This window comes from Yokenella regensburgei, assembly GCF_051486985.1.
Taxonomy (GTDB): Bacteria; Pseudomonadota; Gammaproteobacteria; order Enterobacterales; family Enterobacteriaceae; genus CBFFRJ01.
On the sequence record NZ_JAHVDV010000001.1, the window covers coordinates 158,489 to 177,395 of the forward strand.

An 18,907-nucleotide genomic window follows, 5' to 3' on the forward strand; every position below is an offset into this window, starting at 1 on the left:
TCAACGTATTTTCTAGCTATTTAAACGTTAATATTTTTTTACATGTCGACTCGCGACATGATTAAGGAAATGCCTTTTCCCTGCCGATAACGCGTTTACAGCAGGGTGGGTGATAGCAAACAGCAATGCACGCTGCCTGCAGAAGCAGCGGCGCAGAAGGTTTCTGCGCCTTTCAGGAGTGACAATGGAATTCTTTGATATCCGCAAAATGCCGGTCAATCTCTGGCGTAATGGTGCGGGCGAAACCCGTGAAATTTGTTGTTTCCCCGAGGCGACACGGGATTTTAGCTGGCGCGCCAGCATTGCTTCGCTGGCCAGCAATGGCGATTTTCCTCAATTCCCGGGTGTGGACCGGGTGATGACCTTAATCGAAGGCGGAGAAATTACACTGGATGCAGGCACCGCCTTTTGCCATACGCTAAAACGCTTTCAGCCGTTCAGCTTTGCTGGTGAACAGCATGTGCGCGCCCAGTTGCATGATGGTCAGATGTCGATGGATTTTAATATCATGACACGTCGCGATCGCTGTCAGGCACATGTTCGTATCGCCGATCGCACCTTTACCACTTTTGGCTCCCGGGGCGGGGTGATTTTTGTGCTGAGCGGTGCCTGGCAAATGGGTGACAAGTTGCTTACGCCCGACCAGGGGGCATGCTGGGATGAGGGGCGTCATACGGTGCGTTTGCTGAAATCAGAAGGCCAGTTGCTGTTCAGCGAGATCAACTGGCTTCCGGGTCACTAATTTAGCTCGATGATGTCATACACGCCTGACATCATCGGCTTACATAAAATCTTGTAACCATCCTGATCGAAACCGCCTGGGGTGCGGATAAGCGCTGCCGCCTCCTCCAGCGTGTCGACCGCCCCTAACCAGAGCCAGTTGTGAATGATATGGTATTGGGTCATTGCACCGCCGGTTTCGCGTAATCCTACCGCGCCTTTCCACGGCCAGCATACCAGCTGCATGCGTTCCATTGCGGCAAGAAAACGGGCGTCATGCGCTTCAGGCGACTCTTTACCACAACAGGCTCCCGCGCAGCGTTTCAGAGCTGAGCGAAAACACCCCCGGCCACGGGTCAGAGACTCAAGTCCTAACAGGCCGTAGCAAAGTTTTTCTTCGTCGGCGATGGACTGGAGGGTTTGTAAGGCGGCGCGGCGATTGGCAAACAGACCAAACAGCCCCGGTTCGCAAGAGAAATCCACTTCACGCGCGTAAACCACCTGCGGTTTACCGCCTCGTAGCAACAGCGAACATAACTGGCGATTGCGACGCAGCCGTTTATTGAACAGCGGTTGCTGCTCTTTGATAAGACGGGCTTCCAGCAACAAGGCGCCCAGCTCACCGGCAGTGCAAATCCAGGTAATCCGCCTCGACTGGCGCAACATGGCGGCTTCATCCGGCGTTCGCAGGTGCGACAACACGCGGCTGCGAATATTGACGCTTTTGCCGATGTACAACGGCATAGCATCGCTGTCGCCATGAAAGAAGTAGACGCCCGGCTGTTTGGGTAATGCCTCAAGCCACGGGCGAAGATGTTCGGGGTATTCGTAGATGGCCGCCGCTTCGAATTCCAGACGCGGGGCAGATTGACGCCTGCTCACTGTCACTCCTGATACTGGTTACCTGTACAGTGTAGCAGACTCTTTTTGCACAAAAAAGAGGCTGTTTTTACTGCCTGCCTGCGGTCAGGGTGAGGTGATGAGCGTCGCCTTATCCTCTGGCGTGTAAAGACAGGCTGCCAGTAAACCGTTGCCAGGCTCGCAGGCTGGTGTAAATATCTGCGCGTTACGCCCGTCTGCGGTTAACATGGCACGGAGACATTCAACGTCTGGTTTATCTAAAGGAGGCCTGCATGCTAAAAATATTACGCACCCCTGAGGGGAAAAAATTTCTTATTGCGGTCGCGGTTGTGTTCACGATAGCCGTGTCTGTTATATCCAGCGTTACCTTTCAGGGGGTAGAGGATCAGTACAATCTGCCTATGGAGCAGTGGAGCGTTTCGCTGTTTATTATTCAGGGGGCGTGGGCTGCCATCTACAGCATCATGTTTACTGTTATCGGTTCGCTCCCCTTTGGATTCTACTTCCTGGGGCCAAAAGACGATCGGGGATAAACTGCACGCGGGTGAGACCAACGGCACTCACGCGACCTGATAAAAAAGGCGGCAAATGCCGCCTGAATATTTACTGTTTTTTCCAGAAATCATCAAAAACCGTAATGGGTGGCCGACGTTTGTGTTCCGTTTTCACATACCAGCCTTCAATGATGTGCGCCGTTCCGGCATCCAGCGTTTTGCCTTCCAGATAATCATCAATGTTGTCGTAGGTGACCCCCAGCGCGGCTTCGTCCGGCAGGGAGGGGCGATCGTCTTCAAGATCGGCAGTTGGCGCTTTGTTGTACAGATGCTCCGGACAGTCCAGAAATGCGAGGCACTGTCTACCCTGGCGCTTGTTCAGTCGGAACAGAGGGTTAATATCAGTGCCACCATCACCATATTTGGTAAAGAAGCCGGTAACCGCCTCTGCGGCATGATCGGTGCCGATAACTACGCCTTTGGTCATACCGGCGATGCTGTACTGCGCTTTCATGCGCTCGCGCGCTTTTTCGTTGCCGCGAACAAAATCGCTAAGCTCAATGCCTGCGTCACGTAATGCCTGTTCACTGGCGAGCACGGCGGCTTTGATATTAACGGTCAGAACCCGGTCGGGCTGAATATAGGCGATTGCGTCCTGGCAATCTTGTTCGTCAGCCTGCACCCCATGCGGTAAACGAACAGCGATAAACTGGTAGCTATTATCGCCGGTCTCCTCGCGCAGTTCAGTGATGGCCAACTGGCTGATTTTGCCTGCCAGCGTAGAGTCCTGACCGCCGCTAATCCCCAACACCAGCGTTTTTATAAAGGGGTAGGTTTGCAGATAGGTTTTCAGAAAATCGATACTACGGCGTACTTCTTCTTCTGGCTGGATGGTCGGTTTGACACCCAGTGCCTGAATAATCTCTTGTTGCAGAGTCATTGAACCCCTCCGTAAGTAAACCTGTTAACAGTGACAATAGTATTGATAAGGTCAACTTAAACCCTAAGCCCTAAAACGACAAGGTGCGCGCTTTCGAGTGGCGCAATTTACGACGTTTTAGCAGCATATCTCAATTTTATTAGAATTTTCCGAAAGTTATGCCGAACCTGAACCAGAGTTGAAAAATGTAATTTTATATTCCAGGCTTAGATAACGCGCTGATACAGAAGCGGATAACAAGAGGAAGGAATATGAAAAAGAATATTGCAGGAATGTTAGGTGCAGCGGCGGTTCTGACGATGTTGGCGGGCTGTACGGCTTACGATCGTACCAAAGATCAGTTCACTACGCCGGTGGTGAAGGACATCAAGAAAGGCATGACGCGTCAGCAGGTAAACCAGATTGCTGGTCGTCCGTCGTCAGAAGTATCAATGATTCATGCACGCGGGACTTGCCAGACCTATATCCTGGGCCAGCGTGATGGTAAGACCGAAACCTACTTCGTTGCGCTGGATGAAACTGGTCACGTAATGAATTCGGGTTATCAGACTTGTGCGGAATACGATACCGATCCGCAGGCTGCGAAGAAATAATTTCGACTTCTTGCCTGAGTTAACGAAAACCGCCTGCGGGCGGTTTTTTTGTGCCCCTCACTTTTTTATCGACGCGAATTATTTAGCTGGAATGTGAAGGGAATCATCATGCCTGGTCAAGGAGAGACAATCGAGGTTTGTGGCGAATTATCCCGTCATATACCGACGACGTATACTGAAACCCTCGTAACGATATCAACCAATCGATATCACATTTCATGCCAGTCGCCGTTTTTTTACCGCTGGCGAAGGTCACACACAAGAGGTTTCTCATGGATAAAAAGCGCATCTACTTATTCTGCTCAGCAGGGATGTCGACGTCGCTGCTGGTGACAAAAATGCGAGCTCAGGCTGAAAAATACGATGTCCCGGTGATTATCGATGCTTTCCCGGAGACGCTGGCCGCAGAAAAGGGCCCTCATGCCGACGTGGTGCTTCTGGGGCCACAAATTGCTTACCTGCTTCCGGAAATTCAACGCCTTCTTCCCACTAAACCCGTGGAAGTTATAGATTCGGTGCTCTACGGCAAGAACGATGGTCTGGCCGTACTTAAAAGTGCTGTTGCTGCCATTAAAAAAGCGGCCATTTAGTAGTTATTTTCCCGTCAAAGAGTTATTTCACACATGACTGCCGCAATCATTATTGCGGCCTTCTGGGGCATATTTATATGAATAGTGTTATTGGTTCTCTTGAAAAAGTACTTCTGCCATTTGCAGTAAAAATAGGAAAACAACCCCATGTAAATGCAATTAAAAATGGCTTTATTAAATTAATGCCATTAACGCTCGCAGGGGCCATGTTTGTTCTGATAAATAATGTTTTTCTGAGTTTCGGTGAAGGTTCGTTTTTTTATTCCCTTGGTATCCGCCTGGATGCCTCTACTATATCTACTCTTAACGGCCTAAAAGCCATTGGTGGCAATGTCTATAACGGTACACTAGGCATTATGTCGCTGGTGGCTCCTTTTTTTATTGGGATGGCTTTAGCGGAAGAGCGGAAAGTTGATTCACTGGCAGCAGGGTTATTATCAATTGCGGCATTTATGACGCTCACCCCTTTTAGCGTTGGGGAGGCTTATGCCGTTGATGCAAACTGGCTTGGCGGATCAAATATTATTTCCGGGATGCTTATTGGTTTAATTGTGGCAGAAATGTTCACGTTTATTGTCAGACGTAATTGGGTCATCAAACTACCCGACAGCGTTCCGGCTTCGGTTTCGCGCTCATTTTCAGCCTTAATTCCAGGATTTTTAATTCTGTCGGTAATGGGTATCGTGGCCTGGGGACTGGCAGGTGCCGGGACTACCTTCCATCAAATCATTATGGACTCCATCTCCCGACCGCTTGCGGCGATGGGAAGCGTGGTGGGCTGGGCTTACGTTATCTTTACCTCACTGCTATGGTTTTTTGGCGTACACGGTTCGCTGGCCCTGGCAGCCCTCGACAGTGGCATCATGACGCCGTGGGCGCTGGAAAACGTAGCGCTTTATACCGAATATGGTTCGGTTGATGCTGCCCTGGCGGCAGGGAAGACGTTCCATGTCTGGGCTAAGCCTATGCTGGATTCCTATATTTTCCTCGGCGGTACCGGCGCGACGTTAGGATTGATTATCGCCATTTTTATCGCCTCACGCCGTGCCGATCATCGTCAGGTTGCTAAGCTGGCGCTGCCGTCGGGCATTTTCCAGATTAACGAGCCTATCCTCTTTGGCCTGCCCATCATCATGAACCCGGTGATGTTCATTCCTTTTATCCTGGTGCAACCGGTGCTGGCCGCTATCACGCTGGCGGCGTACTACACGGGCATCATTCCACCTATTACTAACATCGCGCCCTGGACAATGCCGACCGGCCTTGGTGCATTCTTTAATACCAACGGTAGCATCGCCGCACTGCTGTTAGCGCTGTTCAACCTGGGGGTAGCAACCATTATCTACCTGCCTTTCGTGGTCATCTCGAATAAGGCGCAAAGCACCATTGAGGAAGAAGAGAGTGAAGAGGCGATCGCCGACGCCCTGAAATTTTAACCTATTACACGGGCGGTGAGTTCTGCACCGCCCTGCCATGAAAGGAGGATTACATGCTGGATTTAGAGACTATTGATGAGACAGACGCCCCTGCCGATGCGCTTGAAGAGATTGTCATGGGATTGATTATTAACGCCGGTCAGGCGCGTAGCCTGGCCTGGACCGCGCTCAAACATGCCAAGGCCGGGGATGTGGAAACCGCCAGAACCCTGATGGCGGAGTCTCATGCCGCGCTTAACAGCGCCCATCGGGTACAGACGCAATTGATTGAAAGCGATGCCGGTGAAGGTAAGATGAAAGTCAGCCTGGTGCTGGTACATGCTCAGGATCACCTGATGACGGCGATGCTGGCGCGTGAGCTTATCGCTGAACTGATTGAACTGTACGAAAAAGAGTGAAAAACAGGGGAGGCCCGATATGTTGCCAGCGGTAAACAACACGGAAGTCAGACTGGTTAAAGAGCAGCAGCTGTTTAATGGCAGATCCTTTCATGTGTTTATTTACAATAAAGTGGAGAGCATAAGCGGGCTTCACCAGCATGATTACTACGAATTTACCCTGGTGCTGACCGGGCGTTATTATCAGGTTATTAATGGCAAACGCGTATTGCTCGAAAGAGGGGATTTTGTTTTTATCCCGGTGGGATCTTCCCATCAAAGTTTTTACGAGTTTGGCGCAACACGCATTCTCAATGTGGGCATCAGCAAGCCATTTTTTGATGAACATTACCTGTCACTGGTGCCTTTTTGTTATGTTGCCTCGCAGGTGCATACGGTTCAGTCGGCTTTCCTTACCTATATTGAATCCATTATTGCATCGCTTAATTTCCGTGACAGCGAATTTGACGAATTTATTGAGCATGTTAGTTTTTATGTCATCAACCGATTACGCCATTTTCGTGAGCAACAGACTGAAAATGTTATACCGCAATGGTTAAAATTCACCATTGAGAGGATGCATGATAAAAGTCAGTTCTCTGAAAACGCCCTGGAAAACATGGTCAAGCTCTCCGGTAAGTCGCAAGAGTATTTAACCCGGGCGACCCAGCGTTATTATCAAAAAACGCCAGTGCAAATTATTAATGAGATCCGCATTAACTTTGCCTGTAAGCAGCTGGAAATCACGAATTTCTCCATTACCGACATTGCATGGGAATCGGGTTACAGCAGCGCCAGTTTATTTATTAAAACGTTCAAGAAATTAACGTCTTTTACACCGGGTAATTATCGAAAGCAGTTAACCAGTATTTCCTGAATGACGGGGCGTCCCCGTTAAATGTCTGGATTATTCTATACTTATCGCATATTGCGATAGCGGTATGGCTTGTCCTAAAAAGCCTGAAGGGAGCAGATATGAGCCATAAGTTAAAAGTTGTCACTATCGGTGGCGGCAGTAGCTATACCCCTGAATTACTTGAAGGATTTCTTCTTCGTTATCAAGAACTGCCGGTCACTGAATTGTGGCTGGTGGATGTGGAAGAAGGGAAACACAAGCTCGATATTATCTATGATCTGTGCTGTCGGATGGTAAAAAAAGCGGGTGTGCCGCTTAAGGTGATGAAAACCCTGGACCGTCGGGAAGCACTTACTGATGCCGATTTCGTAACTACCCAGTTCCGTATCGGTCAGTTAAAAGCGCGTGAGCAGGACGAGCGTATCCCGCTGAGTCATGGCTATCTTGGCCAGGAAACCAATGGTGCTGGCGGTCTTTTTAAAGGGCTTCGCACTATTCCTGTTATTTTCGACATCATTAAGGATGTGGAAGAACTCTGCCCTGAGGCGTGGATTATTAACTTTACTAACCCGGCAGGTATGGTCACCGAGGCCGTTTACCGTCACACCGGTTTTCGCCGTTTTATTGGTGTGTGCAATGTCCCCGTCGGTATGAAAATGTTCGTCCGTGATGTTTTGCAGCTAGCCCCTGCGGATGATCTCTCCTTAGATCTGTTCGGCCTTAATCATCTGGTGTTTATTAGTGATGTGCTGGTCAATGGTAAATCACGGTTTGCCGAATTGATGGACGGGGTGGCATCAGGGCGATTCGCGAAATCTTCGGTGAAAAATATTTTTGATTTGCCCTTTTCCGAAGGCCTGTTGCGTTCGTTGAATTTATTGCCGTGTTCGTATTTGCAGTATTACTTCAAATCCAAAGAGATGCTCGGTATTGAGCTGGGGGAATATTATAAGGGCGGTACGCGAGCGCAGGTAGTACAGGGCGTCGAGAAGAACCTTTTTGATATGTACAAAAACCCCGGTCTGGATGTGAAACCCAAAGAGCTGGAGTTGCGCGGTGGGGCGTACTATTCCGATGCCGCCTGCGAAGTAATCAATGCGATTTACAACGACAAGCAGGCCGAGCATTACGTCAACGTGCCGCATATCGGTAGCGTGGATAATATTCCCGCTGACTGGGCGGTGGAGATGACCTGTCTGCTGGGTAAAAATGGCGCAATACCCCATCCTCGTATCACCCATTTCAATGAGAATGTGCTTGGGCTGATTTATACCATCAAAGGCTTTGAAATCGCGGCCAGCAACGCAGCGTTAAGCGGCAGGCTCAATGACGTTCTTCTGGCGCTGAACCTTAATCCGCTTATTCATTCGGATAAAGATGCAGAAAAACTGGCCTGCGAAATGATTCTTGCGAATCAGCAATGGCTGCCACGCTTTGCCGAAACGGTCGCTGACATCAAGCAGTGAGGACGTATGAGCAACCTGTTGATTGTCAACGCAGACGACTTCGGCCTGAGTCGTGGCCAGAACTATGGCATTATCGAAGCCTGCCGTCACGGAGTGGTGCTGTCGACCACGGCGCTGGTTAACGGTGCGGCGATTGAGCACGCAGTTGAACTGCGTCGCCTGGTGCCCGAGCTGGGGGTAGGGTTGCATTTTAACCTGACGCTCGGCAAGCCACTTGGTGTACTTCCGTCGCTGACCCGCGACGGGGTGCTCGGTAAATGGCTTTGGGAGCAGGCGGAGAGAGGTGCACTGGCATTAGATGAAATTGCGGAGGAGCTGGAACGCCAGTATGGCCGTTTTCTCGCACTCTTTGGCGGCCCGCCCAGCCATATAGACAGTCATCATCACGTGCACATGATGTCCGACCTTTTTCCCCTGGTGGCGGATTTTGCGAAGGCGAAAGATGTGCCGATCCGGATTGACCGTGAAGTGGTGCAACGTCATGCGCTGCGGGTTGATGGTCTGCGCAGTACTGACGGGTACTCCAGTGGTTTTTATGGAGAATCCATCACCGCATCCTTATTCACTGCGCTTCTTGATGAATCTTTGCTACGCAAAGACAACTCATTTGAGATGATGTGCCATCCGGCCTTTGTGGATAAAGGCGTACTGGCAAGCCATTACTGCTACCCCAGGCTCGATGAGCTGGAACTCCTGACGCAACCCGCGCTGAAAAGGGCAATTGCCGGGCGTGGTTTCCGGCCGGGAAATTTCCGCTCGCTGTAAAAACGACACCGCAGCAGTAGCCTGCTGCGGTGCGGTCGTTATGCCGGGATCGTTTCGATTTTGCCGATGCGCGACCATACGCGGTGCGCTGCCAGCAAGGTTAAAAAGGTATTCATCGAGCTGTCTGACGCCTTCTCTGCCAGCACCACGCCCTCTTCTCCCTCCGGGGCGACCTGCAAATCCGTCACCAACTGACGAGCATCACCCATCAGCGCAATGACTTTAAGGTGTTTATACGCCTCCATCAGGTAGTAGCGTGCATCCCCATTTTTAAGCAGGCTGCTAAGATTGCCATCCGGCACAATCACCCCGTCAACGGTAAGAGAAGGGGCGCCTGCAAAGGTTCCCGCTATCGTTAGCGTTGTGCCGTCGTCAGCCGTTATCTCGCCCATACGCGAATAGAGTAATTTGGCGTGTACGCCCTGGGCTTTAAGCGTCTGTAAAATCGTTAACAGACTGCCAGCACAGGTGCTGTCATTCAGCAATATGGCTACCACGCGGCCTTTAATGGTCCCGTCAGGTTGCGCATAAAGACTGAGGGTGGGGTCTTTGTCCAGACCGTTAACCGGTGCCGGCGGCGTCAGCTGTCGCTGCTCCTCTGTCAGCGTGATGCCAAGGTTTTTTGCCACAGCATCGGCCAGTTGCAGATCAATGTGTGCCAGCTGGTCAACCACGCGTTCACGAATATACGGACGGACCACTTTGCCCAGTTCAAAACTGTAAGCATCAATAATATGACGTTGTTCAAATGGGGTCTGGCTCAGCCAGAACAGGCGAGGTTGGGAGTAATACTCGCCAAATGAAGGGCTGCGCTCGCGCACCTTATGACCATCGACGCGCTCCTGGTAAGAGGTAAAGCCGCCACGTTTCGGCGCCGGAGGCGTTTCACGTGGCCAGTTGTCGTTGATTGAATTGGGCTCATAGTTAGCCGGGTTGGTATCAATATCCATGCGATGCATCCCGTCCCGCTGGAAATTATGGTAGGGGCATGTCGGGCGATTAATAGGGATTTCATGGAAATTCGGCCCACCGAGGCGGCTGATTTGCGTATCCGTGTAGGAGAACAAGCGGCCCTGCAACAGCGGGTCGTTGGTGAAGTCCAGACCGGGGACGATATGGCCTGGATGAAACGCCACTTGTTCATTTTCGGTAAAGAAATTATCCGGATTTCGGTTCAACACCATTCTGCCCACACGTTTAACTGGCACCAGCGCTTCAGGGATCAGTTTGGTGGGGTCGAGAAGATCAAAATCAAATTTGAATTCATCTTCTTCGGGGATCAGTTGCAGCCCCAGCTCATATTCCGGGTAATCACCTGCTTCAATGGCTTCCCATAATTCACGGCGGTGAAAGTCCGGATCGCGTCCGGTGAGTTTTTGCGATTCGTCCCAGACCAGAGAGGCTTTGCCTGCGACAGGTTTCCAGTGAAACCGGACGAAAGTCGATTTTCCTTCGGCGTTTATCAAACGGAAGGTATGGATACCAAACCCTTCCATGGTGCGGTAGCTGCGCGGGATCCCGCGATCGGACATCGCCCACATCACATTGTGCAGGGTTTCAGGTTGCAGTGAGACGTAATCCCAGAAGGTGTCGTGGGCACTCTGTCCCTGCGGAATGGCCCAGTGGGGTTCCGGCTTCACCGCATGTACAAAATCGGGGAACTTATGCGCTTCCTGAATAAAAAATACCGGCGTGTTATTGCCAACTAAATCAAAAATGCCTTCATCTGTGTAAAATTTGACGGCGAATCCACGGATGTCACGCACGGTGTCGGCAGATCCGGCACCACCCTGAACGGTAGAGAAGCGGACGAATACCGGCGTGATTTTATCAGGGTCGGAGAGAAAATCGGCTTTGGTTATATCGCTTAAGTTTTCATAAGGCTGGAAATAGCCGTGTGCGGCCGAGCCACGCGCATGGACGATACGTTCAGGGATACGTTCATGGTCAAAATGGGTGATTTTCTCCCGCAGGATAAAATCTTCCAGCAGGGTGGGGCCACGTGCGCCTGCGCGTAACGAATTCTGATCGTCGGCGATGCGTACACCCTGGTTAGTCGTCAGCGGCACCGCTTCACTCTCTTTACGGAACGCCCCAAGGGCGGTGAGTTTTTCGTTTGCAGTATCCGGGGATTTCAAACTCCCCGGCGCGGTGGGCTGTTCGCCGGGAGGCGTTGGCTGGGGTGTCGGGCGATGGGAGTTGTCGTCGGGAGCCAGCGAGTCGAGCCCTGGTCTGGATTCGCTTGCGTCATGTACGGGGGACTGATGGGGGTGTGGGTTTTTTTCGTTTTGCGACATTGAACTCAGCTCCTGTTTTCATTACTGAAAAATGGTCGTTGTCATGGAAAAACCCTTCTAACTATAGAACAACTCCCCGCAGCCTCTGGCGCAGTGGAGTAAAGTGGGGAGGAATTTTCTACTACGCTGAACTGAAACGCAGTCGGAACGCGACGGACATGGGCACTTTCAGCTATCATAGAAATTTCGTGTTAGTAGAATTCGTCCTGGTAACCTCTTCGCCTATGAAACCTATGCGTCAGCAAAACCGCCGTATTATCAGCTATGTTCCCCGAATCGAACCCGCTCCGCCTGAACATGCCATGAAAGTGGATGGCTTTCGCGACGTCTGGTTGTTACGGGGTAAATACGTGGCTTTTGTGCTGATGGGCGAGCGTTTTCAGCGCTCTCCGGTCTTTAACGTTCCTGAAGCGGCCCAGCGCTGGGCAACACAGATTCGTCAGGAGGGGGAAATTGAAGAGTAACAGACATAAAAAAACCGCCTGAGGTGACAGGCGGTTATACGAGATGCCGCTTAGCGGTGCGCCAGTTCGGCGTCGTCTTTGCTATCCATAATGGTTTTATCAGTCTGCCTGAGCCACTGGCTGGCAAGCGTACCGGCAGTCATGGAACCATTAACGTTCAGGGCAGTACGTCCCATATCGATCAAGGGTTCGACGGAAATCAGCAGCGCCACCAGCGTCACCGGAAGTCCCATCGCTGGCAGTACAATCAGCGCGGCAAAGGTTGCCCCGCCACCCACACCAGCCACACCGGCTGAACTCACGGTAACAATACCCACCAGGGTGGCAATCCATACCGGATCCAGCGGATTAATCCCCACGGTAGGGGCGACCATAACGGCCAGCATTGCCGGGTAAAGCCCCGCACAACCATTCTGACCAATCGTTGCGCCGAAGGAGGCCGAAAAACTGGCGATGGATTCGGGTACGCCCAGGCGACGGGTCTGCGCTTCAACGTTCAGCGGTATTGAGGCTGCACTGGAGCGGCTGGTAAAGGCAAACGTCAGTACAGGCCAAACCTTACGGAAGAATTTCAGCGGACTGACACCGCTCACGCCGAGCAGAATAGCGTGTACCACAAACATGATGGCAAGCCCCAGATAAGAGGCGATAACAAAGCTCCCCAGTTTGATAATGTCCTGAATGTTTGAGCCAGCGACCACTTTGGTCATCAGTGCCAGTACGCCATAGGGCGTCAGTTGCATTACCAGACGCACCAGCTTCATTACCCAGCTTTGCAGGGTATCAATTGCAGTGATGACGCGTTCACCTTTTGGGGCGTCGTCTTTAAGGAGCTTGAGTGCCGCCACGCCAAGGAACGCGGCAAAAATCACCACGCTGATGATCGATGTCGGACTGGCACCCGTCAGATCGGCAAACGGATTTTTAGGAACAAAAGAGAGCAGCAGTTGCGGGACGCTGAGGTCAGCAACTTTTCCGACATAGTTGGTCTGAATGGCAGTAAGGCGCGCCGTCTCTGCGGTTCCCTGGACCAGCCCTTCTGCAGTTAAACCGAATAAAGTGGTGACCAGTACCCCCACTAATGCTGAAATCAGGGTGGTAAAGAGCAGTGTTCCGATGGTTAAAACGCTGATCTTCCCAAGCTGCGAGGCGTTATGCAGGCGTGCTACGGCGCTCAGTATGGAAGCAAAAACCAATGGCATAACAATCATTTGCAGCAATTGTACATAGCCGTTACCGACCACGTTAAACCACTGAATAGACGCTTTTAGTACCGGGCTCTCCGCACCATAGATAGCCTGCAGCGCAAGACCAAAGAGTACGCCCAGAGCCAGACCTGCCAGCACTTTTTTCGCCAGGCTCCACTGTTTATGGCGGCTTTGCGCCAGCAGCAGTAAGAGGGCGACGAAAACCACGACGTTCGCGATTAAAGGAAAGTTCATTCCCGTTCTCCTGATGTAATTATGTGATCGGCGTAACGATACCAATCGTTGGCGGAAGGGTAGCAGAACTGGGGTGCAGGGCTTATATCCAAATGGAATGATTTATGACGTAATCATCATTTTCGCGCGATTACTGACCAATCTGTTGATGAATGAAGCGATTGAACTGGCTTTGCAGGGTGTTGATTATCTGTGACGACCAGCGAACTGCACTGTTATCGGGCACCGACTGCGGCATCCATAAGGCCCAGGTGAACAGCGCCATGCACAGCGCGCGCTCCAGCTGGTTCCCTTTTTGTGCTGCCAGCAGCGGGAGACGGAAGCGCCAGCGGCATGGCCAGAGCAGAGGAACCCCCGCAGGTGTAAGCATATCGGCCAGAATATGGCTCAAATAGCCCAGCACCATCCCCTGAAGTGCATCAGTAGGGATAATCCAGCTTTCCGGTACTTTCAGATAAAAAAGGGTAAGGGCGATAAAAACCGCCAGCAGACTATGCGTAAACCCGCGGTGCCCGAACATACGGGCCACAGGCTTAGAGATCCACTTTAATCGCTGCCCCAGGAGAGATTTCGGATGGTCAATATCCGGCAGCAGGCAGGTCAGAATGGCAGACGGCACAATATGCCACCAGTCCCCTTGTGCCAGCACAGGGGTTAATTCGGCATTCTTGGCAAACACCGCACAGGCAATTGAAAAAAGCAGGTGTCCTTCCGCCGTCATGATAAAACTCACCAAACTGTCGATGTATACAGTATAGGGTTTTTATACAGTAGGCGGAAGAGGTGACGGTGTAACTCTTTGTCACAAAGATGACATTAACGCGCCAGCCAGCCTCCGTCTACGGCAAGTGTAAACCCGTTGATATAATCGGAAGCGGCAGAAGCCAGAAATATCGCAGGACCCTGCAGGTCGTCCGGCGTTCCCCAGCGCTGGGCAGGGATCCTCTCGAGGATCTGTTTATTACGTTCTTCATCGTCCCGCAGCGCCTGAGTGTTATTGGTGGCCATGTAACCGGGAGCAATAGCATTCACATTAATATTATAAGCAGCCCATTCGTTTGCCAGGGCGCGTGTCAGGCCCATGATGCCGCTTTTCGAGGCGGTGTAGGAAGGTACGCGGATGCCACCCTGAAAAGAGAGCATGGAGGCAATATTAATAATTTTGCCGCCGCCACCCTGGGCAATAAACTGCCTGGCTACGGCCTGCGAGAGAAAAAAGGCTGTTTTCAGATTCAGACTCATTACCTCATCCCAGTCTTTTTCACTGAAATCAAGGGCATCACAGCGGCGAATAGTTCCGGCATTATTGAGCAGAATATCTATCCGCCCCATCTGCGACACGCTTTCAGTCACAATATCGTCAATGCCATCCTGCTTACTGAGATCGGCCTGAAGCGCTATAAAACGGCGACCAAGTTGCGTGACCCGTGCTGCCGTGTCGTGCGGCGTTTTTCTGCCTACCCCCACAATGTCGCACCCGGCTTCAGCCAGGCCGAGCGCCATACCTTGCCCCAGCCCGGTATCACAGCCGGTGACGATGGCGACTTTATTTGCCAGATGAAAAGCGTCAAGAATCATTGTTCCCCCGTTGAGGTTCTTGCATGGTCTGAGAAAAGCTTAGAGGGGGAAAAGGAGAATGACAAATTAAATGAAACGAGGTTTCAAAAAATGAGGGGCACTTTACCCCTCATGGATTCTATTACCCAAGTAAATGGGTGAGAGTCAGCGCTTCAAGCGAATTAAGCTTAACGTCAGCTAAGGCATAACGCGGGTCGTGGCGGTTTTCTTCAGCGGGAACCACGATGGAACGCATACGTGCCGCTTTACTGGCAATCATGCCATTGGTCGAATCCTCCAGCGCAACGCAGGTGAGAGGATCCACCCCCAGCTTCGCGGCACAATCCAGGTAGACCTGCGGGTGCGGTTTACTGTAGGGAAGTTTCTCTGCCGAAGCCAGGGCATCAAAGCTTTCCCGCAGACCGAACAGGGTAAGCACTTTTTCAAGCATATGCAGCGGGGAGGCTGAGGCGAGTCCCACCTTCAACCCGTTTGCTTTGCACAAAGCGACAGCTTCACGGGCGCCAGGTAGTAACGGGCGGGCCTCTTCAACCAGAGAAATAGCGCGACTGATGATGCGGGCGGTGACCTCTTCACAGCCCGGACCATTCCAGGGCTGCTGCGCATACCAGAGACCGACCACCACATCAATGCGCAGGCCCAGCAGATCCGGCAGTTCATCGCGTCGGGTAATATCCACACCCAAACTTGCCATGACGTCCAGTTCAGCCCGGTCCCAGAGTGGCTCTGAGTCCATTATCAATCCATCCATATCGAAAATAGCAGCAAGAATTTGTCGTGGGGCAGACATAGTACCTCTCTTTGACGTTGAATCGGGGGGTAAATGTTCACAATGGTTAAGATGCCATCATACCGTCTTTAAAGAACAGGCGAAAATGAATCTGAGCAGGTAGACTTAGGCGCAAACAGAACGTCTGAAAAGGGGAATCCATGACGTATCAGCAAGCTGGACGCATAGCAGTGCTCAAACGCGTTCTGGGGTGGGTTATTTTTATCCCATCGGTCATATCGACCATCATTTCCGTACTGAAATTTATGTACGAACATAGCGAGAAGCAGGCGGGTATTAATGCCGTCATGCTGGATTTTGCTCATGTAATCATTGAAATGGTGCGTTTTAATACGCCCTTTCTTAATCTTTTCTGGTTCAACTCGCCAACACCCGATTTTCACCAGCAAATGAATATTACGTTCTGGGTCATCTTTGCGCTGATTTTCGTTGGCCTTGCATTGCAGGCCTCGGGCGCCAGAATGAGTCGTCAGACGCGTTTTCTGCGTGAAAATGTCGAAGATCAGATGATCCTGGAGAAAGCGAAGGGCGAGCAGGGGTTGTCTCGTGCCCGGATAGAGGAGCGCATTGTGGTGCCACACCACACGATTTTCCTGCAAATTTTCCCGCTCTATGTGCTGCCAGTCATTATTATCGTGGCCGGCTATTTCTTCTTTTCGTTACTCGGATTTTTGTAAAAAGAAGGCCACCGTTCAGGTGGCCTTTTTGCTCAGGATGCCAGCACGCGTTCCAGCGCCTGCTGCGCCGTAACGAGGTGTTGCCCGCCAAACAAAATTGCCCGGTTGAACAGTGTGTAGAGCTGGTAAATGGGCTGGCGGTCAGGAAAATCACCCGGTAAAGGACTGACGGACTGGTAACCATCATACAGCTGTGGAGGCTGATCGCTGTGTAACGGCAGCATGGCCAGGTCGCACTCCCTGTCACCCCAGTAGCAGGCGGGATCGTAAATATAAGGACCGTCCGGGCCAAGGGCGCAATTTGATGACCATAAATCCCCATGCAGAAGAGAGGGCTGAGGCTGGTGTGCCGAGAGCCGCTGCTGCACATGTTCAACAATGGCATCGATGTTACCAAACGCCAGCCCTTTTTCGGCCGCCAGCTCCAGCTGCCAGCCTATACGCTGTTCAGCAAAAAAGGTTGACCAGCGGCGTTGCCAGGTATTGGGCTGGGGCGTGGTAGAGAGGTCGTTATCAAAATCGAGTCCGAACTGAGGCTGATCGCTCCATGCGTGCAGACGCGCAAGCTGCTGCCCGAGCAAGAACGCATTGTGGGCATCAAGGGGGCGAGGAGGAAGATACTCCATAACTAAAAAACTGTAGTCGCGATCGGCACCAACGGCCCAGACTTCAGGCACCCGCACGGTATGGCTACGGGACAGCAGTTCCAGCTGATCGGCTTCTGCGGTGAAAATCGGCAACAGCTCACGGTCATCGCATTTGACGAAGAGTTCTCGCCCGGCATAACGCAAATGCCATGCAGCGTGGATCTCTCCACCTGGCAACTCGTCACGCTGTTCGATGACGCCTTCACCGAGTTGTTCGCTTAACAAACGACTAATTGCTTGCCACATGATTTGTCTCCCATGTTATCAGCCAGATCATTAGGTTAGCGCACTACAGCGATAAAAAAATTCGAACTCACGCACACCTGTGCAGGAGAGGTGTGATCGGGCACTTATTATTGAAGCTCTTTGTGCCAGGATTCCCAGGTGGTGACATGTATCTCAGGCGTTTCATTAACGGCGCTGTCTGCCAGCCCGCTCGCCAGTTCCTGCACCTCCTGCTCGCTCAGCGGGCTGATAAGGCCAAAGGTGTTGGTTCCGAGATCGTGCACCTTTCCCTCGTCATCGGTTAATGTCAGTAGAAAACCTGCCCGGGTAAACTGGTTATTCAGCTCGTTAATTTCCGTCAGACTCTGTTCATGAAAAGAAACTGTGACGACATAGCGCGAAATATCACCGCTGCTCATAATTCACCTCGTTGTTATCGTGAGTGTTTTCAGCATAGTCGGCGAGGGGGATTTGTCGACTTTCGCGCCAGGAGACAGACCCCTTCGCCCGGCAGGCGAAGGGTAAAGATTAACTACGTGAGAGGTAATCGTAAATTTTTTGGGTGTCATCATGAGCACAAAGGCGGGTACCTTTGTTGATGGTTGCTGCGCTCCCGGCTGCAACGCCATAGCGGACCATCTCCTGTAGACTGGCACCCTGGGCCAGTTTTAAGGTCATGGCTCCCACCATGCTGTCACCTGCGCCCACGGTACTTTGGCTTTTCATCGGCGGAGGCACGACCTGCACGCAGTGATCGGCGTCAACACCAAGCGCACCCTGAGGCCCCAGAGAAACCACAACCCGCATCGCTTTGCCGCTACGGACAATCTCCTGCGCAGCTTGACGTACATCGTCCGGTTGCGTCAGCTCACGACCCACAAGGGCACTCAGCTCTTTCTGGTTAGGCTTCACCAGCTCAATGCCTCCTATCTCGAGGGCCGCCGTCAGGGCATCGCCGGAACTGTCAACGACGCATCGGATGCCTGCGTCCTGCGCGGCAGTGATGAGTTGCGTCAATTTTCCAACCTCCACACCCGGGGGAAGACTGCCACTAATCACCAGTAACGCTCCCTTTTCGATAGCCAGAATGTGCGCTTCAAGCTGGCGGAACTCATCGTCGCTTAACGCAGCACCAGGCATCACAAACCTGTACTGCTCGCCGCTGGCTTCGACATGAACATGCAGGTTTTGCCGGGTCCAGTCACGGGTTGCTATGCAATGGGTGGGGACGTTTTCATCTGCCAGCAGGGACTGAAGATGCTCTCCTGTTGCACCACCGGCCGGAAAAATAGCCGTGGCTTTTCCGCCGAGATGAGCAATGGCGCGGGCAACATTTATGCCGCCTCCACCAGGTTCAAAGACGGGGGCCGTGCAGCGTAACTTACCCTCCGGGTAAATCTGCGGGGTCAGGGTGGCGCTGTCGAGTGACGGGGCAAGCGTCAGAGTGTAAACATTGACCATTTTTATCTCCTTATGCAGTAGGTTTCTTAAGTCTGGCACTCTGTGGGCAGAAGGCAAAATGCGCAAAATCATGAACATTCCGACTTCATTCTCAAAGGAGGACCGACAGCCGTGTACAGGGGAAATAAAGCACCGGGAGGCGGTTAAATTTCATCGTTTTTATCGCAGGATAGTATTAACATTGGCGCGCGCGAAACAGCGCCTAACCTTGTATATGTATTTTTAGAG

At 51.8% G+C, this 18,907-nt stretch carries 21 protein-coding genes; 11 read left to right on the forward strand and 10 right to left on the reverse strand.

Going from position 1 to position 18,907, the window contains the following annotated elements:
* The first annotated feature begins 184 nt into the window (after window positions 1-184).
* Window positions 185-742, forward strand: a complete 558-nt coding sequence (gene ves / locus KXR87_RS00815) for an environmental stress-induced protein Ves (RefSeq protein ID WP_437430372.1) — start codon at window positions 185-187, stop codon at window positions 740-742.
* On the opposite strand, the gene cho is transcribed toward ves, so the two are convergent.
* Entirely contained in the window at window positions 739-1,602 is an 864-nt protein-coding gene (gene cho / locus KXR87_RS00820; protein ID WP_437430373.1) for an excinuclease Cho, read from the reverse strand. The two genes, ves and cho, sit on opposite strands and share 4 nt — an antisense overlap.
* 251 nt (window positions 1,603-1,853) lie before the next feature.
* Here cho and KXR87_RS00825 point away from each other — a divergent pair, with 251 nt between their 5' ends.
* A complete protein-coding gene (locus tag KXR87_RS00825) occupies window positions 1,854-2,114 on the forward strand; it encodes a DUF2534 family protein (RefSeq protein WP_437430374.1) in 261 nt (86 codons plus the stop codon).
* A gap of 70 nt (window positions 2,115-2,184) precedes the next feature.
* Here the strand turns inward: KXR87_RS00825 and nadE are convergent, their stop codons facing one another.
* Window positions 2,185-3,015 (reverse strand): ammonia-dependent NAD(+) synthetase, encoded by an 831-nt coding sequence (gene nadE / locus KXR87_RS00830; protein ID WP_437430375.1) that lies wholly within the window; start codon window positions 3,013-3,015, stop codon window positions 2,185-2,187.
* A 251-nt stretch (window positions 3,016-3,266) separates the two neighbouring features.
* Here nadE and osmE point away from each other — a divergent pair, with 251 nt between their 5' ends.
* The 7 genes from osmE (at window position 3,267) to chbG (ending at window position 9,098) form a co-directional block, all read left to right on the forward strand.
* Complete coding sequence (gene osmE / locus KXR87_RS00835) at window positions 3,267-3,608, forward strand: osmotically-inducible lipoprotein OsmE (protein WP_437430376.1); 342 nt, start codon at window positions 3,267-3,269, stop codon at window positions 3,606-3,608.
* A gap of 272 nt (window positions 3,609-3,880) precedes the next feature.
* A complete protein-coding gene (locus KXR87_RS00840) occupies window positions 3,881-4,198 on the forward strand; it encodes a PTS sugar transporter subunit IIB (protein ID WP_437430377.1) in 318 nt (105 codons plus the stop codon).
* Between the two features lie 77 nt (window positions 4,199-4,275).
* The gene (chbC, locus tag KXR87_RS00845) at window positions 4,276-5,634 is read left to right on the forward strand and encodes a PTS N,N'-diacetylchitobiose transporter subunit IIC (protein WP_437430378.1); all 1,359 of its coding nucleotides are present in this window, start codon (window positions 4,276-4,278) and stop codon (window positions 5,632-5,634) included.
* A 53-nt stretch (window positions 5,635-5,687) separates the two neighbouring features.
* Entirely contained in the window at window positions 5,688-6,032 is a 345-nt protein-coding gene (gene chbA, locus KXR87_RS00850) for a PTS N,N'-diacetylchitobiose transporter subunit IIA (RefSeq protein WP_437430379.1), read from the forward strand.
* Window positions 6,033-6,051: 19 nt separating this feature from the next.
* On the forward strand, window positions 6,052-6,888 hold the full coding sequence (gene chbR / locus KXR87_RS00855) for a transcriptional regulator ChbR (protein WP_437430380.1): 837 nt from the start codon (window positions 6,052-6,054) through the stop codon (window positions 6,886-6,888).
* A 98-nt stretch (window positions 6,889-6,986) separates the two neighbouring features.
* Window positions 6,987-8,333: a 6-phospho-beta-glucosidase gene (locus tag KXR87_RS00860; RefSeq protein WP_437430381.1), complete on the forward strand. Its 1,347-nt coding sequence runs from the start codon at window positions 6,987-6,989 to the stop codon at window positions 8,331-8,333.
* Between the two features lie 6 nt (window positions 8,334-8,339).
* Window positions 8,340-9,098 carry a chitin disaccharide deacetylase gene (chbG, locus tag KXR87_RS00865; RefSeq protein ID WP_437430382.1) on the forward strand — a complete coding sequence of 253 codons (759 nt, stop codon included), beginning with the start codon at window positions 8,340-8,342 and terminating at the stop codon, window positions 9,096-9,098.
* 38 nt (window positions 9,099-9,136) lie between these two features.
* Here chbG and katE read toward each other — a convergent pair whose 3' ends face one another.
* The gene (gene katE, locus KXR87_RS00870) at window positions 9,137-11,395 is read right to left on the reverse strand and encodes a catalase HPII (RefSeq protein ID WP_437430383.1); all 2,259 of its coding nucleotides are present in this window, start codon (window positions 11,393-11,395) and stop codon (window positions 9,137-9,139) included.
* Between the two features lie 158 nt (window positions 11,396-11,553).
* Here katE and cedA point away from each other — a divergent pair, with 158 nt between their 5' ends.
* Window positions 11,554-11,859: a cell division activator CedA gene (gene cedA / locus KXR87_RS00875; RefSeq protein WP_437430384.1), complete on the forward strand. Its 306-nt coding sequence runs from the start codon at window positions 11,554-11,556 to the stop codon at window positions 11,857-11,859.
* Between the two features lie 50 nt (window positions 11,860-11,909).
* On the opposite strand, the gene KXR87_RS00880 is transcribed toward cedA, so the two are convergent.
* From KXR87_RS00880 to hxpB, 4 genes are all read right to left on the reverse strand, one after another.
* Window positions 11,910-13,301, reverse strand: a complete 1,392-nt coding sequence (locus KXR87_RS00880) for an L-cystine transporter (protein ID WP_437430385.1) — start codon at window positions 13,299-13,301, stop codon at window positions 11,910-11,912.
* Between the two features lie 130 nt (window positions 13,302-13,431).
* A complete protein-coding gene (locus KXR87_RS00885) occupies window positions 13,432-14,022 on the reverse strand; it encodes a metal-dependent hydrolase (protein WP_437430386.1) in 591 nt (196 codons plus the stop codon).
* A 95-nt stretch (window positions 14,023-14,117) separates the two neighbouring features.
* The gene (gene kduD / locus KXR87_RS00890) at window positions 14,118-14,879 is read right to left on the reverse strand and encodes a 2-dehydro-3-deoxy-D-gluconate 5-dehydrogenase KduD (RefSeq protein ID WP_437430387.1); all 762 of its coding nucleotides are present in this window, start codon (window positions 14,877-14,879) and stop codon (window positions 14,118-14,120) included.
* 121 nt (window positions 14,880-15,000) lie between these two features.
* Entirely contained in the window at window positions 15,001-15,669 is a 669-nt protein-coding gene (gene hxpB / locus KXR87_RS00895; protein ID WP_437430388.1) for a hexitol phosphatase HxpB, read from the reverse strand.
* Window positions 15,670-15,809: 140 nt separating this feature from the next.
* Between hxpB and KXR87_RS00900 the strand changes: the two genes are divergently transcribed.
* Window positions 15,810-16,346, forward strand: coding sequence for a YniB family protein (locus tag KXR87_RS00900; RefSeq protein WP_437430389.1), 537 nt, complete (start codon window positions 15,810-15,812; stop codon window positions 16,344-16,346).
* 32 nt (window positions 16,347-16,378) lie between these two features.
* Here the strand turns inward: KXR87_RS00900 and KXR87_RS00905 are convergent, their stop codons facing one another.
* The 3 genes from KXR87_RS00905 to pfkB all read right to left on the reverse strand — a co-directional run bounded on the left by KXR87_RS00905 (window position 16,379) and on the right by pfkB (window position 18,679).
* On the reverse strand, window positions 16,379-17,239 hold the full coding sequence (locus KXR87_RS00905) for a fructosamine kinase family protein (RefSeq protein ID WP_437430390.1): 861 nt from the start codon (window positions 17,237-17,239) through the stop codon (window positions 16,379-16,381).
* Between the two features lie 107 nt (window positions 17,240-17,346).
* Window positions 17,347-17,637, reverse strand: coding sequence for a type V toxin-antitoxin system endoribonuclease antitoxin GhoS (ghoS, locus tag KXR87_RS00910; protein WP_437430391.1), 291 nt, complete (start codon window positions 17,635-17,637; stop codon window positions 17,347-17,349).
* A 109-nt stretch (window positions 17,638-17,746) separates the two neighbouring features.
* On the reverse strand, window positions 17,747-18,679 hold the full coding sequence (gene pfkB / locus KXR87_RS00915) for a 6-phosphofructokinase II (protein ID WP_437430392.1): 933 nt from the start codon (window positions 18,677-18,679) through the stop codon (window positions 17,747-17,749).
* Window positions 18,680-18,907: the final 228 nt, after the last annotated feature.

Excerpts from the sequence above, each read along its gene's own strand:
- hxpB (WP_437430388.1), bottom strand. The coding sequence starts at position 15,669 with ATGTCTGCCCCACGACAAATTCTTGCTGCTATTTTCGATATGGATGGA.
- KXR87_RS00905 (WP_437430390.1), bottom strand. The coding sequence starts at position 17,239 with ATGTGGCAAGCAATTAGTCGTTTGTTAAGCGAACAACTCGGTGAAGGC.
- cedA (WP_437430384.1), top strand. The coding sequence starts at position 11,554 with ATGGGCACTTTCAGCTATCATAGAAATTTCGTGTTAGTAGAATTCGTC.
- ghoS (WP_437430391.1), bottom strand. The coding sequence starts at position 17,637 with ATGAGCAGCGGTGATATTTCGCGCTATGTCGTCACAGTTTCTTTTCAT.
- ves (WP_437430372.1), top strand. The coding sequence starts at position 185 with ATGGAATTCTTTGATATCCGCAAAATGCCGGTCAATCTCTGGCGTAAT.
- KXR87_RS00885 (WP_437430386.1), bottom strand. The coding sequence starts at position 14,022 with ATGACGGCGGAAGGACACCTGCTTTTTTCAATTGCCTGTGCGGTGTTT.
- pfkB (WP_437430392.1), bottom strand. The coding sequence starts at position 18,679 with ATGGTCAATGTTTACACTCTGACGCTTGCCCCGTCACTCGACAGCGCC.
- KXR87_RS00900 (WP_437430389.1), top strand. The coding sequence starts at position 15,810 with ATGACGTATCAGCAAGCTGGACGCATAGCAGTGCTCAAACGCGTTCTG.
- katE (WP_437430383.1), bottom strand. The coding sequence starts at position 11,395 with ATGTCGCAAAACGAAAAAAACCCACACCCCCATCAGTCCCCCGTACAT.
- KXR87_RS00840 (WP_437430377.1), top strand. The coding sequence starts at position 3,881 with ATGGATAAAAAGCGCATCTACTTATTCTGCTCAGCAGGGATGTCGACG.
- chbR (WP_437430380.1), top strand. The coding sequence starts at position 6,052 with ATGTTGCCAGCGGTAAACAACACGGAAGTCAGACTGGTTAAAGAGCAG.
- osmE (WP_437430376.1), top strand. The coding sequence starts at position 3,267 with ATGAAAAAGAATATTGCAGGAATGTTAGGTGCAGCGGCGGTTCTGACG.
- chbG (WP_437430382.1), top strand. The coding sequence starts at position 8,340 with ATGAGCAACCTGTTGATTGTCAACGCAGACGACTTCGGCCTGAGTCGT.
- KXR87_RS00880 (WP_437430385.1), bottom strand. The coding sequence starts at position 13,301 with ATGAACTTTCCTTTAATCGCGAACGTCGTGGTTTTCGTCGCCCTCTTA.
- nadE (WP_437430375.1), bottom strand. The coding sequence starts at position 3,015 with ATGACTCTGCAACAAGAGATTATTCAGGCACTGGGTGTCAAACCGACC.
- KXR87_RS00860 (WP_437430381.1), top strand. The coding sequence starts at position 6,987 with ATGAGCCATAAGTTAAAAGTTGTCACTATCGGTGGCGGCAGTAGCTAT.
- chbC (WP_437430378.1), top strand. The coding sequence starts at position 4,276 with ATGAATAGTGTTATTGGTTCTCTTGAAAAAGTACTTCTGCCATTTGCA.
- chbA (WP_437430379.1), top strand. The coding sequence starts at position 5,688 with ATGCTGGATTTAGAGACTATTGATGAGACAGACGCCCCTGCCGATGCG.
- KXR87_RS00825 (WP_437430374.1), top strand. The coding sequence starts at position 1,854 with ATGCTAAAAATATTACGCACCCCTGAGGGGAAAAAATTTCTTATTGCG.
- kduD (WP_437430387.1), bottom strand. The coding sequence starts at position 14,879 with ATGATTCTTGACGCTTTTCATCTGGCAAATAAAGTCGCCATCGTCACC.